Source organism: Pseudomonadota bacterium (assembly GCA_037200975.1).
Taxonomy (GTDB): domain Bacteria; phylum Pseudomonadota; class Gammaproteobacteria; order Steroidobacterales; family Steroidobacteraceae; genus CADEED01.
Map to the genome: position 1 here is coordinate 536,812 of JBBCGI010000001.1, position 16,445 is coordinate 553,256.

Consider the following 16,445-nt stretch of genomic DNA (forward strand, 5'->3'; position numbering starts at 1 on the left):
GCTCGTATTGCGCACGTACTCAGACCCAGTCCGCAGTGCCCGCGTCCGTGCGGGAAGTCTTTTTGAACGCAACCCTGCCAGGGATATGTAGTTCGATCGTCGTACCCTCACCAGGCTTGCTCTTGACGAGAAGGTGTCCGCGAATACGTGCGGCTCGTTCCTGCATACCCTTGATTCCCCAATGGCCCGCGGGCGCGAGTTTGTGCGTATCGAATCCTTGCCCGTCATCCTTCACTTCGATCAGCATCGACGAACGCTGGAACGCAATCCGCATATCGATGCGCGTCGCCTGGGCGTGGCGGAAGGCGTTGGTGACGCCTTCGGTAGCAATTCGAAATGCTTCCTCGAGCACCACGGGGTGGAGCTCTCTCGCTGCTCCTTCGACGGACAATTCGAAGCGCGCGCGGTGATCCCGCATCATTTCACTGCCGAAGATGCGCAGGGCTTCGGACAGATCGCCATCCTCGAGCGTCGAGGCACGCAGGTTCGTCACCTTGCGGCGTCCGTCCGCGAGCACGTCGTCCGCGCGCTCGAGTGCGTCCTCCATGAGCGCGCGCGCGGGCTCGTGCGCAGGTATGCGGTCCAGCGCAAGCTGGAAGCGCAACATCAACCCCTGCACGCCCTGCAGGAACGTGTCGTGAAGATCGCGTGCGATGCGTTCTCGCTCCACGATTCGCTCTTCGAGTCGCAGGCGCAGTTGTGCCTTCGCCTGGCGTAACCACCAGGAAAAAACCAGCAGCAGCAGACCCAGCGCGGCCAAAACCCACAGCGCGGTGAACCAGCCCGTTTGCATGAACGTGGGCGGAACAATGAGGTCGATCGCGGCGCCGGCGTCGTTCCACAAGCCATCGTTGTTAGACGCGATCACGCGGAAGCGGTATTGGCCGGGTTTGAGATCGGTATAAAACGCCTGGCGACGCGTGCCGACATCCTGCCAGGCCGACTCGTGACCTTCGAGCCGGTATTTGAAGCGAACGCGCTCGGGGACGGTGAGGCTCAGCGCGGTATAAGCGATCTCGAGATTGCGCGTCTTGGCAGGCAGCCTGAGCGCACCTCTCAACGTGAAAGCATCGTGGTTCATGCCGTCGGCCTGCACCGTCTTCACGTACACCGTGGGAATATTGGTGTTGCGGGATCTGTGCACCGGGTCAGTCCAGGCGACGCCATCACCGGTGGCGAACCACACCCGACCGTCTTCGCCAACTACGAGTGTCGGCAGCGGCCGAACCGAAATCGGGCCGCTCGGCATTCCATCGAGGGCATTGAGCACGGTGTGGGCGACGGGGTGACTCGCGTCGGTGCCCAGCTTCCGGATTTCTGCCGCATCGATGTGCACGGCACCCTGCGCGGTGTTCAGCCACAGGTCACCATCGGGCAGCTCTCCTATTCCGGAGACGGTCGAGAACTGGACACCCCCGGCGCCCGCGACCGGATGGAAGGCGCTTCCGTCAAACCAGGCGAGACCGCGCTCGCTTCCAACCCACATGTGGTTTCCACGCACGGTCACCGCCAGGACCGCGCCAGCGTCCAGCCCGTCGGTGGCACCGAAGATTGTGATGCGACCGTTCTCGAGTCGAGCGAGGCGACTGTTCGCATAGCCGAGCCACAAGCGTCCCTGCTCATCAGCCTTCAATACGGTGGCCGGTTCCGCGGGGAGCGCGTCGTAACCGTCGCGCGCAATCCAGTCATTCCCTTCGACCCGATACACACCGACGCGCGCGATGGAGACCCACAGCGCCCCCGCCTTGTCCATGGCCATCGCTTGAATCTCGCCGGAACCGGCGCCGGGAGATTTGAGAGCCTTCGGCGGCTCGATGGAATGCCACCGCCCTTGCCGCAGATGCCGGATCTGGTTTCGCGTGCCGATCCACAGGTCGCCGAGCGGGTCTGTGTAGAAACAGGTGAACCAGGCATCCGGCGCTTTTCCCGGCGGAGGATCGGCCGGCATCGCCCTTCCCGAGTCGCGTGCAATCCTGAAAAGATCCTTCCGGGCGGCACCGAACCAGACGCCATCACCGGCAGGGGCTATCACTGCGGGCCCGACAGCGACTCTAACCACTGCCGGTTCGCGCAGCATGACGAGCCCAGCGGAAGTACCCAGCCAGATATTTCCCTCCAGATCCTCGAGGGCGGTATTTGTATAGGAGCTTGCCTGGGGCGGTGTCGCCGAAGCCAGTTCGTCCCCGCGGATTTCGCTCATTGCGGAATCCGACAGCCTCAAACGGCGTACACGCTTGTTCGTCACCAGCCAGTAGTAGCCATGGCGATCGAAGAGACCCATCGAAAAATCCTCTGCCGCGCTACCGCTTCCCAGCTTTATGCGCGTGGTTCTATCTTTGGTCGGAGCGCGCAGTGAGATCGTGTCTTCGGAATCCTGCGATAACACCCACACGGTGCCGTCTGGCGATCGGTTGAGGCTTGACCGCGTATTGGTGTCCGGAAGCACCACACCTATCTCTTCGAAACGACGCGTGCCCGGCCGAAGCGTGACGACGGCGCGACCCGAGATCGCCCAAAGACCACCCTCTCCGTCTGCGAGGCCCCAGTCGAGGCGCCTGGGTGCATTCCATGTCGCGTCGGGCGCGACCCACTTTCCATCGTGCAGGTAGAAGAACCCGCGCGTAGTGCCCGCCCATAACCTGCCCGCGGCGTCCTTCACGAAATACAGCACGGATCCGCGCGGCAGTCCTTCAGCTTGGGAGTAGTGCGTGATCTGGCCGTCCCGGATGAATGTCGCACCCCCGAAGCCGTAGCCCACCCAGAGCCCTCCATCCGGAGGCGCCCACAGCGCAAAGATGTTGCTGGACAGCTGTTTATCGCCGAAGCCGACACGCTCGAACTGGACGCCGTCGAACCGGAACAGTCCGGTCGTCGAGCCCACCCATAGATAGCCGTCGGCGGATTGCGCCATCGCCTGGATGCCGGTGGGAGCACCGTCCCGGGCGGTCCACTCGGTGGAATAGAGCTGGTCGACTGCCACTTCCGGCGGCCCCGCGCGCAGCGGGGCACACAGCAGCAACGCGGCGAGTGGCAACAGAAAAACCCGCAACGCGCGGCGTGAGGAACGTGGCATAGGTCCCTGGCTGTTCTGGTCTTCGCGGGCACCTCACAAGGTCACACGCAATCCCAGCTTCGGCCCTTTGCCGGCCGCGGTCAATTATGGGATTCGTCAACTTTGTTGCCGACGCATCCTCACTACTCATGCCAGCGCCGACCGGCGGCGCAATCACGCACGCATTTTTGCAGCGCCTGCTTCCGTGCCCGCGCAACCAAACAGGTCGGCCTGTGCGGTTTCGAGCGCAAGCAGCCTGGCCTTGTTTTCCAGACCGCCGCCGAAACCGGTCAACGTTCCGTTCGATCCGATCACGCGATGACAGGGGGCAACGATGGAGATCGGGTTTCTGCCGTTGGCCGCGCCGACCGCGCGTATGGCCGTGGGATGTCCGATGAGCGTCGCGACCTGGGCGTAAGTCCGCGTCTCCCCGTAAGGAATCGTCAGCAGCGCCGACCATACCTGGCGCTGAAAATCCGTGCCGTGAAAGTCCAGCACCAGATCGAATGCCCGGCGCTCGCCACCGAAGTACTCGCGCAGTTGGCGTTCGGTTTCCGTGAGCACAGGATGCGCGCCCGCTGTGACTACCGCACCGGACCGCAAATGAAGTCCCGGTTCGTCGCGCCAGAGGATGGCGGCGAGCCCCGCATCGCTCGCAAACAACCGCAGCTCGCCCACGGGCGATTCGATCGACTTGCGAACATAGCAATGGTGGGCAGGTACCGGCATCGCGGACGGAAGCATACACGCGCGCCCGCAGCACCATGACCTGTCCCCGCGCGTGACCACAGCGGCAATCTGACTTAGATTGCGTCACCGTTTTCTGCTGGCCGGGGGAGGCATGGACTTTAAACGCGCCGGCGCACTCGCCGCCTGGCTGCTCGCATCGATCGGCATGGCGCAGGCAGACAGCGACTGGCCCGCTTACGGCGGCGATGCCTCGAAAATGCGCCACTCGCCGCTGACGCAGATCAATCGCGGCAACGTCAAACAACTCGCGCTCGCCTGGAGCTACGACACGGGCGAGAAAGGCGACACGCAGACGCAGCCCATCGTGATCGGGCGCGTGTTGTACGGATATTCGCCGACACACAAGGCGTTCGCCCTCGACGCGGTCACCGGCAAACAACTCTGGATGTTCGATTCGGGCATCGCCGGAGTGGGCGCGAATCGCGGCCTCATGTACTGGTCCGATGGAAAACAGGCGCGTGTATTCGCGGCAGTCGACAATTTCATCTACGCGCTCGACGCCGCCAGCGGCCAACCTATCGAAGGCTTCGGCAAAGCCGGCCGCATCGACCTGCGCGAGAACCTCGGCCGCGATCCCGCATCGCAATCCGTCCGGCTCACGAGTCCGGGCGTCATCTTCGAAGACCTCATGATCGTTGGCGGACGAGTCGGCGAAAATCTGCCCGCCTCTCCCGGCCACGTGCGCGCGTATGACGTCAAAAGCGGCGCGTTGCGCTGGACCTTCCGCACCATTCCGCAATCCGGCGAACCGGGTTACGAAACCTGGCCCGGGGATGCGTGGCAGTACACCGGCGGCGTAAACAGCTGGCCGGGCATGACCCTCGACGCCAGGCGCGGCGTCGTGTTCGTTCCAACCGGGTCGGCGGCCTCGGACTTCTACGGTGGCAATCGCAAGGGCGACAATCTGTACGCGAACTGCCTGCTCGCGCTCGATGCCGCCACCGGCAAACTGCGCTGGCATTTCCAGTTCGTGAAACACGACGTGCTGGACCGGGACTTGCCCACGGCCCCCACACTGGTCACGCTGCGCTTGAAGGGAAAAGCTGTCGATGTATTGGTGCAGACGACCAAGCAAGGTTTCGTCTTCGTCCTCGATCGCGACACCGGCAAGCCGGTATTTCCGCTCGAAGAAGTGGCCGCGCCGGTTTCGGACGTGCCCGGTGAGGTGTCCCATCCGTCCTATCTACGCCCGGCGTCGCCCGCTCCGTACGCGCGGCAACGCCTGACCGCGAACGACCTCACCACCCGCACGCCGGAGGCTAACAGCTGGGCGCGCGCGCAATTCGCGCAGCTCCTGAGCGACGGCCCGTTCAAGCCGCTCAGCGTCGGGGTCGACTCGACTATCTACCCCGGATTCGATGGCGGCGCCGAATGGGGTGGCCCGGCATACGACCCCGACACGGGCCTGCTGTACGTGAACGCCAATGAAATGGCGTGGCTCGGATCGCTCGCGCCGAACGACACGGGCCGTAGCAGCGGCAAGTCCATCTACCTGCGCGACTGCGCGGCCTGCCATGGCGACAACGGCCAGGGTTCGCCGCCGCAATTTCCCTCGTTGACCAACATCGGCGATCGCCTGCCGGCAGATCAATTCGCCGAACGGGTGCGCAAGGGCGGTGGCCGCATGCCGGCGTTTCCCAATCTGCAGGATGAGGCGTTGCACGCGATCAACACGTTCCTGACGAGCGGCGCCGACATTCCGGCCGGAGCGGCCGATACGTCGCCCGCCAACCAGGAATACCGCTTCACCGGCTACCGTCGCTGGCTGGATCCGCAAGGATATCCGGCGGTCGGTTTGCCCTGGGGCACGCTGAACGCGATCGAACTGGCGACCGGTAAGTACATCTGGCGCATCCCATTCGGCGAATTTCCCGAGCTCGCCGCGCGCGGCATGAAGGACACCGGCAGCGAAAACTACGGTGGCCCGCTCGTGACCTCGGGCGGCCTGTTGTTCATCGGCGCGACGATTCACGACCGCAAGTTCCGCGCGTTCGACAAGCGCGATGGCACGCTGCTGTGGGAAGCGGCGCTGCCGTTTTCTGCTGACGCGACCCCCATCACCTATCAGATCGATGGACGTCAGTTCGTCGCAATCTTCGCCAGCGGTGGCAAGGAAAGGAGCGGTTCTGGCGGAGGTGTGTACCTGGCCTACGCGCTGCGCGCGACGAAGTCGATAGATACCGAATTGATGCAGTAACGCAGTCCGGTCGGCTCGGGCCCGTCCGCGAATACATGCCCGAGGTGCCCGTTGCAGCGCGCGCAATGCACCTCGATCCCGAACATGCGGCTGCCGCCCTCGGATTCGGCCACGTTCACTTTCGACAGCGGCTTCCAGAAGCTGGGCCAGCCCGTGCCCGAATCGAACTTGTACTTCGAATCGAACAACGTGGTCTCGCAGCAGATGCAGCGATACAGGCCGTCAGCGTGGTTGTCGTTGTACTTGCCCGTGAACGGCCGTTCCGTCCCGGCCTTGCGCGCCACGAGGAACGACAACTCGGAAAGTTGTTTGCGCCACTCGTCGTCCGATTTCACGACGCGCGGCACCTTGGCCGTGCCCGTGCTGACGCCGGCTGGCGAGAAGTTCTCGATGAGCACGTCGGCGGACAACACCGGCGCCTGGTCCGCCGCGCGCGCGCACGCCACCGTGCTCAGCGCCACCGGCACGGCCACCGCTCCCAACAGGAATCCACGCCGCGAACTACTGAAATCCTGCATGCCGTTTCCTCGCGTCTTCAACCGAAGGTGAACGAAAAAGCCTCGACGTGCGGATCGAGGAACTCGATGGTGAAATCATGTTCCTGCACACCGCCCTGCTGGCGGATGAGCTGGTACAGGCGCTGCTCGCGCACCACTCCCGCGCCGCTGGCATCGATGTCCATGCCGTGATCGGCACCGGGTGGTTTGCCGTCCAGCAACACGCGGAATCGCACCGGCTCGCCTTTCGGACCAGGACCCAGCACGAGGTGCAGGTCACGCGCCTTGAAACGAAACTTGATGCGGCCCGGCGCCGCCTGCAGCTGCGCCTTCTCGCGCGACACGAGCCAGCGTCCGGCCAACGCCCATTCGTTGAGCGCGATTTGCGCCGGCAGTTGATAGTCCTTCACCGCGTCGGGCTCGAACGAACCGGGCGATGTGAAATTCTCGCCGCGCGCGAAACCCAGGTAAGTTTCCGGCGACTCGATGTTCGCGACATCGGCGGCGGCGGTGACACCCTCGCCCGCGGCCGCGTCGACCGGCGGAGGAAGGTTCGCTACGCCGGCCTCGGTCAACAAGGCACGGATCGTGTGTTCCGACTCCGCATATTTGCCCTCGCCATAGTGATGGCCGCGAATCCTGCCTTCTGCGTCGATGAAATAGTGCGCGGGCCAGAAACGATTGTCGTACGCCTTCCAGATGGCGAAATCGTTGTCGAGGACCACGGGGTATTCGATGTGGAACTTCTGGATCGCCATGCGCACGTTGGCAGCGTCTTTCTCGAAGCCGAATTCAGGCGAATGAACACCGATGATCACGAGGCCGGAATCGCGATAACGCGCATACCAGGCGTTGATGTACGGCGTCGCGCGCAAACAGTTGATGCACGAGTAGGTCCAGAAATCGACCACCACCACCTTGCCGCGCAGGGCTTCGCGCGTCAGCGGCGCGGAGTTGATCCAGGTCGCGCCAGCGGGAAATTCCGGCATCTCGCGATCGGCTGGCGGGGAGCCAGGCGCGGGCGCCGTCACCGGCGCTGCCGCGGCGGCCACCGGTTTCCCGGATGAGTCACAGCCGCCGATCAGCGCGGCAACTCCGAACAGGGCCGCAGCGGCGAGACTGCGTTTGACGGCTGACGACATCACTTTGTGTTCGCGACCGTGACCGCCCGCGCGTTGTACATCGCGGGGAACAGGCGCTCGAAATTGCGCACCTTCGGCAGATCGTTGAAGACGATGTACGGATGAGCCGGGTGGTTCACGAGAAAGTCCTGGTGATAATCCTCGGCGGCATAAAACCCCTTGAGCGGATCGAGCTTCGTCACGATCGCGGCCGGATACACCTTGGCCGCGTTCAGCTGCGCAATGTAAGCCTGTGCGATCTCTCTTTGACGTTCGCTGCCGTAGAAAATCGCCGAGCGGTACTGCGAGCCGGAATCGGGCCCCTGCCGGTTGAGTTGCGTCGGATCGTGCGCCACGGAAAAGAAGATCTGCAGGATCTGGCCGTACGTGACTTTCGCAGGGTCGTAAACGATCTGCACGGATTCGGCGTGGCCCGTGTCGCCGCCACCCACCGTCCGATAATCCGCATCCGCCTTCGTGCCGCCGGAGTACCCGGACAACACGTTGCGCACACCGTTCAGATGTTGATAGACGCCCTGCACGCCCCAGAAGCAACCGCCCGCAATGACGGCGGTCTGAAGACCGCCCGCCGCGGGCTTGTCATCGACCAGCGGCGCGGGGATCTTCACCGCCGCTTCGCTGGCTTGTACGCCGATGCTGGATGTCGCGCAGAGCAGCAATGCCATGAGAGTCCGTTTCATCATTTCTCCTTCACCGTATACGCAGGAGACCCGGAAAACCGCTGCAATATTTCGCCGCGAGCTCGCATTCTGTCACCGCGTACAATCCGGCCTCCTCGCGTAAGACCAATTCACGGACCATAGATTCACCGGCCTTCTCTGGTTGATGGCGCTGCAGGAGAATCCCGTGCTGTATGCCGACTACTCTATCTGCGCGCCACGGTGACCGACGGTGCCAGGGTGTCGTTCAGCTACAGCACCGATGGCAGTTCGTTCAGCGCAAGATCGAGTAACCCGCGGTCACAGCTCGATGTCGGTCGCCAGCACGATCACGCCGCGCGTCGGCATGCGGAAGAACTCGGCGGCCTGTGCGCTGCGGCGCTGCAAGAACGCGAATGCACGCGCCTTGATGCCCGCGAGCCCGGGTCGGGGCCGCGCCCGAACCAGGTGCCACCCCAGGAAGAAAGAGGAGTCTTCTGCGAAAACGCACAGGCCTTGCCGCCGCGCATTGCGCAGTGTCTCGCCAACGTCCGGTGTCTCCATGAAACCGAAGCGCGCGCGCACGTCGTAGACCCCGGGGAAGATTTGCTCCACCAGGACCCGGCTCAAAGGATCGATACGCGGCACGCGCTGGATCTCGATGTGCAGGATGACGATCTGCTCGTGGTGCACCTTGTTGTGCTCGAGGTTGCGCAGCAGCGCGGTCGGCACGAAGCCGGATTGGCTGATCAGGAACACCGCGGTGCCGGGCACCTTGGCGGTCGGCGCCAGCAGTTCCGGCAGCTTCTTCACCGACACGGCGCGGTATTCCAGTTCCGCGCGCAGGCGTTGCCGCCCATCGCGCCAGGTGACGAATATGGCGAACATCACGGCCGCGAAGGCCAGCGGCACCCAGCCGCCAGTCGATATCTTGGTCATGCAGCCGGCGAGGAAGGCGAGATCGACCAGCAACAGCAGCCCGAACAGCGGCCCCACCTTCCACCAGGACCACTTCCACATCGAACGGGCGACCAGCACGCCTAACAAGGTGGTCACGAACATGGTGCCCATCACCGCCACGCCGTACGCAGAAGCGAGCGCCGCCGAGCTGCGGAACAGCAGCACGAACAGGATCACGGAAACGAACAGGAACATGTTGGCGGCGGGCACGAAGATCTGCCCCTGCGCTTCCTCAGAGGTCTGCATGACGCGCACGCGCGGCAGCAGGTCGAGTTGCACCGCCTCGCGGGTCAGCGAGAAGGCGCCCGAGATCACCGCCTGCGAGGCAATGACGGTCGCCGCCGTGGACAGCAGCACCAGCAGCGGCAGCGCGGCCTGGGGCGCCAGCGCATAAAACGGATTTGCGACGGCAGTGACGCTCTCCAGGATCAGCGCGCCCTGGCCGAAATAGTTGAGCACCAGCGCGGGCCACACCAGGATCAGCCAGCCCAGCCGCACCGGCCGCCGTCCGAAATGTCCCATGTCGGCGTACAGCGCCTCGCAACCGGTGACCGCGAGGATCACCGAGCCCAGGATGGCGAGACCGAGCGCCGGATGGTGGCCTAACAAACTCAGACCGTAGAGCGGATTCACGGCGAGCAGCACACTGGGTGCCCGGGCGATCGCCACCACGCCGAGCGCGGCCAGCGTCACGAACCAGATCACCATGATCGGACCGAACATCCGGCCGACGCGCTCCGTGCCGCGCCGCTGGATCGCGAACAGGATGACGATCACGCCGATCGTGACCGGCAGTACGGCCTTGGTGAATCCGGCATCCAGCAGCGACAGGCCTTCGACCGCGCTCAGTACGGAGACCGCCGGCGTGATCAACGCATCGCAGTAGAACAGCGCGGTGCCGAGCACGCCGAGCGCGACCGCATTACGCACCCACGGCGTCGCGGTGCCGAAATGCTTCTGCACCAGCGCGACCAGCGACAACACGCCACCCTCGCCCGCGTTGTCGGCGCGCATGATGATGCCGACATACTTGATCGTGACGACGATCAGCAGACTCCAGAAGATCATCGAGAGGATGCCGAGCACTTTCACGGCATCGCCCGGCACGAATTCCGCGGCGGACAGCGAAGCGTTGAACGCGTAGAGCGGACTGGTGCCGATGTCGCCGAAGACGACGCCGATGGCGCCGATGACCGCGGGACCCAAAGCCTGCTGGGACTTCATAAGAACCTGAAAAAACGACGGGCGCATTTTAGGCCCACTCACCCGGGATCGACCGCCCAGGGCCGCTTTTTTTCGGTACCCTCGTGCGTATGCCCGTGGAATTACACGAAACTTCACTCATTGCGCTGCTGGCGATCGGTTTCGTGCTTGCTTTGTTGTTCGGTTTGGTGGCCGCCGCGCTGCGTATCTCGCCGATCGTCGGCTACCTGCTCGCCGGAATCGCCGTCGGGCCCTTCACGCCCGGCTTCGTCGGCGACTCGGGCCTCGCAAGCCAGGTCGCCGAAATTGGCGTGATCCTGCTGATGTTCGGCGTCGGCCTGCATTTCTCGATCAAGGATCTGATGTCCGTGCGCTACATCGCGCTGCCGGGCGCCATCGCGCAGATCGTCACGGCCACGGCCATCGGCGCCGGCATGGCCCACCTGCTCGGCTGGAGTTTCGGCACGGGTCTCGTGTTCGGGTTGTCGCTGTCCGTGGCGAGCACCGTGGTGTTGCTGCGCGCGCTGGAGGAACGCAATGCGTTGCAGTCCTCCGAAGGCAAGATCGCCGTCGGCTGGTTGATCGTCGAGGATCTGGCCATGGTGCTGGCGCTGGTCATGCTGCCCGCGCTGGCAGAAACGCTCGGCGGAAACGCCGGTGTCATCGATCCACACGTCGGCTCCACCAACACCTGGCTCGCGTTGCTCATCACGCTCGCCAAAGTCGCGGTGTTCGTGGTGCTGGCGCTGGTCGTCGGCACGCGCGCCGTGCCATGGCTGCTGATGCACGTCACGCGGACCGGCTCGCGCGAGTTGTTCACGTTGTGCGTGCTGGCGATCGCACTGGGCATCGCATACGGATCTTCGGCGGCGTTCGGCGTGTCGTTCGCGCTCGGCGCGTTCTTCGCGGGCGTCATCCTGAGCGAATCCGAGCTCAGCCACCAGGCCGGCAACGACACGCTGCCGCTCAAGGATGCGTTCGCCGTGTTGTTCTTCGTGTCGGTGGGCATGTTGTTCGATCCCACCGTGCTGGTGCGCGAGCCGCTCTCCGTGCTCGCAGTGCTGGCCATCATCATGGTGGGGAAGTCGCTGGCGGCCTTCGTCATCGTGCTGGCGTTCCGCCATCCGGTCCGCACGGCGCTCACCGTGTCCGCGAGCCTGGCGCAGATCGGCGAATTCTCGTTCATCCTTGCGAGCCTCGGTGCCGCGCTCGGATTGCTGCCGCCGGATGGCCGCGATTTCATACTGGCTGGCGCGTTGTTGTCGATCGCGCTGAACCCGGTCACTTTCGCCGGCATCGCCCCGCTGTCGCGCTGGATCGAAGCGCGGCCGCGGCTGCTCAAACTACTCGAGCGGCGCGGCGCGGACCGCCATCGTACGCCGGTCAGTGACACCAGCCTGCTCCGTCAACACGCCATCATCGTCGGCTACGGCCGCGTCGGCGGCGCCATCGGCCCGGTGCTCAAGGAACAGGGCCTGCCCTTCGCGGTGATCGAACGCGACCACCTGATGTTGAGCAACGCGCAGGCGCAGGGTGTTCCCACCCTGGTCGGCGACGCGGCCGCGCCGGGAACCTTGCAGGCAGCCGGCATCGCGCACGCGCGCCTGCTGGTGGTCGCCACTCCCGACAGCTTCCAGGCGCGGCACATCGTGGAGCTGGCGCGCAGCCTCAACCATTCGCTCGACATCGTGGTGCGCACGCACAAGGACAGCGAATTCAAGACGCTCGAGGACCTGGGCGCGGGCCGCGTGGTCATGGGCGAACGCGAACTGGCGCGCGGCATGCTCGAGTATTCGCTGCGCAGTCTCGGCGTGCCGCCGGAACGCGCGCGCGCCGTCGCGGGCCGCGACGCGCAGGTGAATCCGGAAGGCACCTGACCTGTCAGGATTTCAGGTACGCCATCTTCAACTGCTGACGCAGCGTCTGACGCATCGCCGGACTCAAAGGGCCTAACAATCCCTGCAACGCAGGCGGAATGTGGGCGACCGGATCGCCGCCGTCCGGCCGGAAAACATGCGTCTCGAACATCTCGCGCCAGTACGCGCGTTCGCGCGGCGGCAGGTCCTTCAATGCCAGCAGTGCCGTGAGGAAGCAGTCGATCGCGCGCTCGAGGCCTTTCGCATCGTTGCCCCACCAGTAGTTGACCAGCACGTTGTAAGGCTCGAGCGAGGTGACGTGATGCCACCAGTACTTCGGGATGAACAAGGCGTCGCCGGCCTCGAGCCACGCGATACGCGCCGCCGCCAGGGCGCGGCGGAATCGCGGATAACGCTCGAAATCGGGCGCTTCGGGATTCACCAGCGACAGCGGCGGCGGGAACGGCCGGTCGATCGGGCCGACGTACAGATTCGACACCTGCTCCGGGGGAAACAGCAGGAAGCGGCGCCGGCCCGCCACGACGCAGGCGAGATTGTGGTCCGGATCGTGGTGCGTTTGCGTACGCACCTTGCCGCCGATCCAGATGCGCGGCGACACCTGCGGCGGCAGGAACGGCGCGGGATTCGCGCTGGTGAACAGCGGCATGTGGTCGGCGAGCGGCAGCGATTGAATCGCGATGAACGGGGCGTCCGGCTGGCCCAGCAGGCGCTCCATGTGGTCGAGCGTGTCGCCGATGCGCCGTTCGCGATGCGCAAAATTGAAATCGCGCAGATCCGGCTGATACATGAACCAGCCATCGCTCGCCGCACGCGCTTCCAGGATCGACGCCGGCCTTCCTGCGTCGAGTGACTTGAGATAACGGTTCATCGCGCTGACGGATTCACGGCCGGCGGCGAGCGCCGGCCAGCCGTCAAGCGCCTGCCTGAGGGCGACCGGCTCCTCCGCGCGCACCAGGTCCGCGAATTCCGCGGGCGTCGTCACACCACGCGCCGCGACCTGCGGCAGATCGTCGAACGACTGCGTGATCGTCAGCGTCACGAGAATGCGGGCCCTGCCGCGCGTGCACCCGGATCCGGCAGGCCACAGACGGACTGCAGATACTCGGTGTGCGACATCTGCTCACCCACTTTCTTGGCGATGAACGCGAGGATCCGCCGGAACTCGCGTTCCACGACCTCCTGGGACGTGCGGTCGACCGCCGGGTCGTAGGTCTCGGGCAGCACGCCGTGCCCGAGCAACAACGACTGCCAGTCGTCGATCGCAAACGTTTCGTCCTCGTAATAAACGACATCGCCGCGCGCGCGAAATGCGTCGATCTTGTGCGCGAGCTCAGACCCCGGCTGGGCCGCCCGGCCCTTCTGCCAGAACGGCGAAGTCCCATAACGGTTGAGACGGTAGTGAGCCTGCTGGAAATCCCGGATGCGTTCGAACGCGGCGCGCACGTTCTGGTTGTACTCGGCGCGCTCGACGCCGTAGTCCGCGCTCACCGGGAACAGCGGCAGCAGGTGCACGAGGCCCACCTGCACGGCCTGCAGATCCACGGCGTGAATCGGATCGAAGCGGCAGGCGGACTCGCCGATCGCCACGCAGTTTCGTTGCCAGGCATACGCGCGCCGACCCGGCTCGAGCGGACGAATCGCCGCGTCGCGCAATTCCATGCGCGTGACACGCGCGAGCGTCCGCAGCGCCGCCTCGTCGCCCCCCGCGTGGGAATATGACTCGCTCGAATACGCATGCAGCACGTGCGTGCAGACCTGGCTCGCCTGCAGCGACACCCAGCCTTCGGCACAGGCACGGACTTCCGAATAGATAGGCGCCGCCGGCAGCGGCGCGCCGAAGGCGGTCAGCGCGCGATCGGCCATGAAGGACGGCCGCCAGCTTTCTGTTGCCACGCCGAGCGCGGCGCCGATCAGACTGGCATCGCCGCCGGTGACGTCCAGAAAAAAATCGCCGACCACCTGGCGCCCGCCATCGAGATCGAGCGCTTCGATATCGCCGCCCGCTTCCAGGCACGCCGCCACCGACTGCGCCGCGTGGACCTGCACACCACGGCGCAACGCCAGGGCCCTGAGCCAGGCGCCGTACGGAATCGCGGGCAGGTGGTAGCCGTAATCCGTGAAGCCGAAACCCTCGACCTCGGGATCGGGTACGAGCATGCGGCCATGGCGCGCGGCGGCGGCCGTGAGGCAGAACTCGGTAAACCCCACCGGAAATCCGGCACGGTGAGCCTTCAACCAGTGCGGCAGAAACTCCTTCTTTTCGATGCGCGTCCCGGTCGAGCCGTACGCATGGAAAAACGGCGCGGCATGGCCGGCGCTGTCGGTAAACAGTTTGCCGAGCGTGAACGCGCCGCGCGTCGCGCCGATCAACTTCGCTTCGTCGATGCGCAGCCGCGTATGCAACGGCTCGAGCGCGGGCAGCGTGGCGAAAACATCCGCCGGGCGCGCGCGGCCCGGTAGTTCGACGACGGTAACCCTCACGCCCGCGGGCGCGAGGGCGTAGTGCAGCACGCAGGCCGAGAGCCACGCGGGCGCGTCGGTGCCCACGATCACGATGTGACGGGCGACGTTTTTCACGGCGCTGCCGCCCGCGCCAGGGTCGGTTGCCCGCAGTAGCTGGCGATGATTTCCGCGTGTGTCGGCATGTCGGCCACGTGCGTCGCCACTCGTTCCTGCAGGTCGCGCAGTTTCTCCGCGAGCGGGTCGGCGGGCAGAAAATCCGCCAGCCGGTCGTAGCTCTGCGGCATCAATCCCTGCCCGAACAGCACCGCCAGCCAGCTGTCGCGCGAGAAGAATCCGTCCTTGAAGAAAGGCACGTGGCCGCGGGAATCGAACAACGCGAGCTTGTGCGTCAGGCTCTCGGGCAGTGGATAGGTGCGCACGTGATCCCACAGCGGCTCTCCTGTCCTGCGGTTGGCCACGTAGTGCAGGATGAGGAAATCGCGGATACGCTCGTACAGCGCGTCCGACAGCCGGTTGAATTCGCCGGCCAGCCGGGTGTCGATGCCGCCGGCTTCGGGCGCCGGAATCAGCCGCAACATGTCCTGCACCGCCTTCTGGATGAGGAACAGGCTCGTGGATTCGAGCGGCTCGAGGAATCCGCTCGCGAGCCCCAGCGCCACGCAATTCTTCTTCCAGGCCTGCGCACGGCGGCCGGCGCGGAAGCGCAGCATCTTCGGTTCCATCTGCGCGCGGCCGTCCAGCTGCGAAAGCAGGGTCGCGCGCGCTTCGTCCTCGCTGATGAAGCGCGTCGAGAACACGTGTCCATTGCCGGTGCGGTGCTGCAAGGGGATGCGCCAGATCCAGCCGCCGGGCTGCGCGATCGAGCGCGTGAACGGCGTGAAGTCGGCCGAGCGTTCGCAGGGCACGGCCCAGGCGCGGTCACAGGGCAGCCATTCGCTCCAGTCTTCCCACGGCACCTGCAATCGATCGCCCAGCAACAGCGAACGGAAGCCGCTGCAATCCACGAAAAAATCGCCGGTCAGTTTTTCGCCGGACTTGAAGGTGAGTGTTTCGACATTGCCGCTCTCGCCGTGGAGCGCGACGCCCACCACCTGCCCCTCGATGCGTTTTACGCCGCGCGCCATGGTCCAGGTGCGCAGAAAATTGGCGTACAGCCCCGCGTCGAAGTGGTACGCGTAGCTGTAATAGGTCGATCGAATCGAGCGCGTGTCCGGAAAATCGAAGGCGTTCCGGCGGCACGCGGCGATGGCGCTGCAGTATTCCTCGAGTGGCGCGGGATTCAATCCAAGGTTCCGGGCGCGCATCCAGTGATGCTGGAACTCCACGCCGCCCCACAACTGGCCGAACGAGCCGAATGGATGGACGTAGTGATCGCCCTGGCGGTCCCAGTTGCGGAATTCGATCCCCAGCTTGAACGTGCCCTGTGTCTCGCGCATGAACGCGGACTCGTCGATGCCGAGCAGATCGTTGAAGTGCTTGAGCGCCGGCAACGTGGCTTCGCCGACGCCGACCGTGCCGATCTCGTCCGACTCGATCAGCGTGATCGAATACCGCTGCGAGGGCAGCACCTGCGCGCAGGCCGCCGCGCACATCCAACCCGCCGAGCCACCGCCGACGATGACGATTCGCAAAGGTGAGGACACCGTTCACCCCCCTGTTCGATTGC

At 65.0% G+C, this 16,445-nt stretch carries 11 protein-coding genes; 2 read left to right on the top strand and 9 right to left on the bottom strand.

Annotated elements, in window-relative coordinates; translation table 11 throughout:
- Positions 1-19: 19 nt before the first annotated feature.
- Together WDO72_02440 and WDO72_02445 are read right to left on the bottom strand one after the other, a co-directional pair.
- On the bottom strand, positions 20-2,911 hold the full coding sequence (locus WDO72_02440; GenBank protein MEJ0084517.1) for a triple tyrosine motif-containing protein: 2,892 nt from the start codon (positions 2,909-2,911) through the stop codon (positions 20-22).
- A 315-nt stretch (positions 2,912-3,226) separates the two neighbouring features.
- Positions 3,227-3,781 (bottom strand): methylated-DNA--[protein]-cysteine S-methyltransferase, encoded by a 555-nt coding sequence (locus WDO72_02445; GenBank protein MEJ0084518.1) that lies wholly within the window; start codon positions 3,779-3,781, stop codon positions 3,227-3,229.
- A gap of 112 nt (positions 3,782-3,893) precedes the next feature.
- On the opposite strand from WDO72_02445, the gene WDO72_02450 reads away from it, so the two are divergent.
- Positions 3,894-5,999 (top strand): PQQ-binding-like beta-propeller repeat protein, encoded by a 2,106-nt coding sequence (locus WDO72_02450; GenBank protein ID MEJ0084519.1) that lies wholly within the window; start codon positions 3,894-3,896, stop codon positions 5,997-5,999.
- Here the strand turns inward: WDO72_02450 and msrB are convergent.
- The 4 genes from msrB to WDO72_02470 all read right to left on the bottom strand — a co-directional run bounded on the left by msrB (position 5,951) and on the right by WDO72_02470 (position 10,460).
- Positions 5,951-6,517 (bottom strand): peptide-methionine (R)-S-oxide reductase MsrB, encoded by a 567-nt coding sequence (gene msrB, locus WDO72_02455; protein ID MEJ0084520.1) that lies wholly within the window; start codon positions 6,515-6,517, stop codon positions 5,951-5,953. The genes WDO72_02450 and msrB overlap by 49 nt on opposite strands.
- Positions 6,518-6,534: 17 nt before the next feature.
- Complete coding sequence (locus tag WDO72_02460; GenBank protein ID MEJ0084521.1) at positions 6,535-7,638, bottom strand: thioredoxin family protein; 1,104 nt, start codon at positions 7,636-7,638, stop codon at positions 6,535-6,537.
- Positions 7,638-8,318: a peptide-methionine (S)-S-oxide reductase MsrA gene (msrA, locus tag WDO72_02465; protein MEJ0084522.1), complete on the bottom strand. Its 681-nt coding sequence runs from the start codon at positions 8,316-8,318 to the stop codon at positions 7,638-7,640. Before msrA ends, WDO72_02460 begins: the two co-directional genes overlap by 1 nt.
- A gap of 279 nt (positions 8,319-8,597) precedes the next feature.
- On the bottom strand, positions 8,598-10,460 hold the full coding sequence (locus WDO72_02470) for a KUP/HAK/KT family potassium transporter (protein ID MEJ0084523.1): 1,863 nt from the start codon (positions 10,458-10,460) through the stop codon (positions 8,598-8,600).
- Positions 10,461-10,549: 89 nt separating this feature from the next.
- On the opposite strand from WDO72_02470, the gene ybaL reads away from it, so the two are divergent.
- A complete protein-coding gene (gene ybaL / locus WDO72_02475; GenBank protein ID MEJ0084524.1) occupies positions 10,550-12,316 on the top strand; it encodes a YbaL family putative K(+) efflux transporter in 1,767 nt (588 codons plus the stop codon).
- Between the two features lie 4 nt (positions 12,317-12,320).
- Here ybaL and WDO72_02480 read toward each other — a convergent pair whose 3' ends face one another.
- Genes WDO72_02480 through WDO72_02490 form a run of 3 tightly spaced genes read right to left on the bottom strand, consistent with a single transcriptional unit; the run spans position 12,321 to position 16,422 of the window.
- Complete coding sequence (locus WDO72_02480) at positions 12,321-13,355, bottom strand: cupin-like domain-containing protein (protein MEJ0084525.1); 1,035 nt, start codon at positions 13,353-13,355, stop codon at positions 12,321-12,323.
- A complete protein-coding gene (locus tag WDO72_02485; protein ID MEJ0084526.1) occupies positions 13,352-14,893 on the bottom strand; it encodes a tryptophan 7-halogenase in 1,542 nt (513 codons plus the stop codon). The genes WDO72_02480 and WDO72_02485 overlap by 4 nt, the downstream gene beginning before the upstream one ends.
- The gene (locus WDO72_02490; GenBank protein ID MEJ0084527.1) at positions 14,890-16,422 is read right to left on the bottom strand and encodes a tryptophan halogenase family protein; all 1,533 of its coding nucleotides are present in this window, start codon (positions 16,420-16,422) and stop codon (positions 14,890-14,892) included. The genes WDO72_02485 and WDO72_02490 overlap by 4 nt, the downstream gene beginning before the upstream one ends.
- Positions 16,423-16,445: the final 23 nt, after the last annotated feature.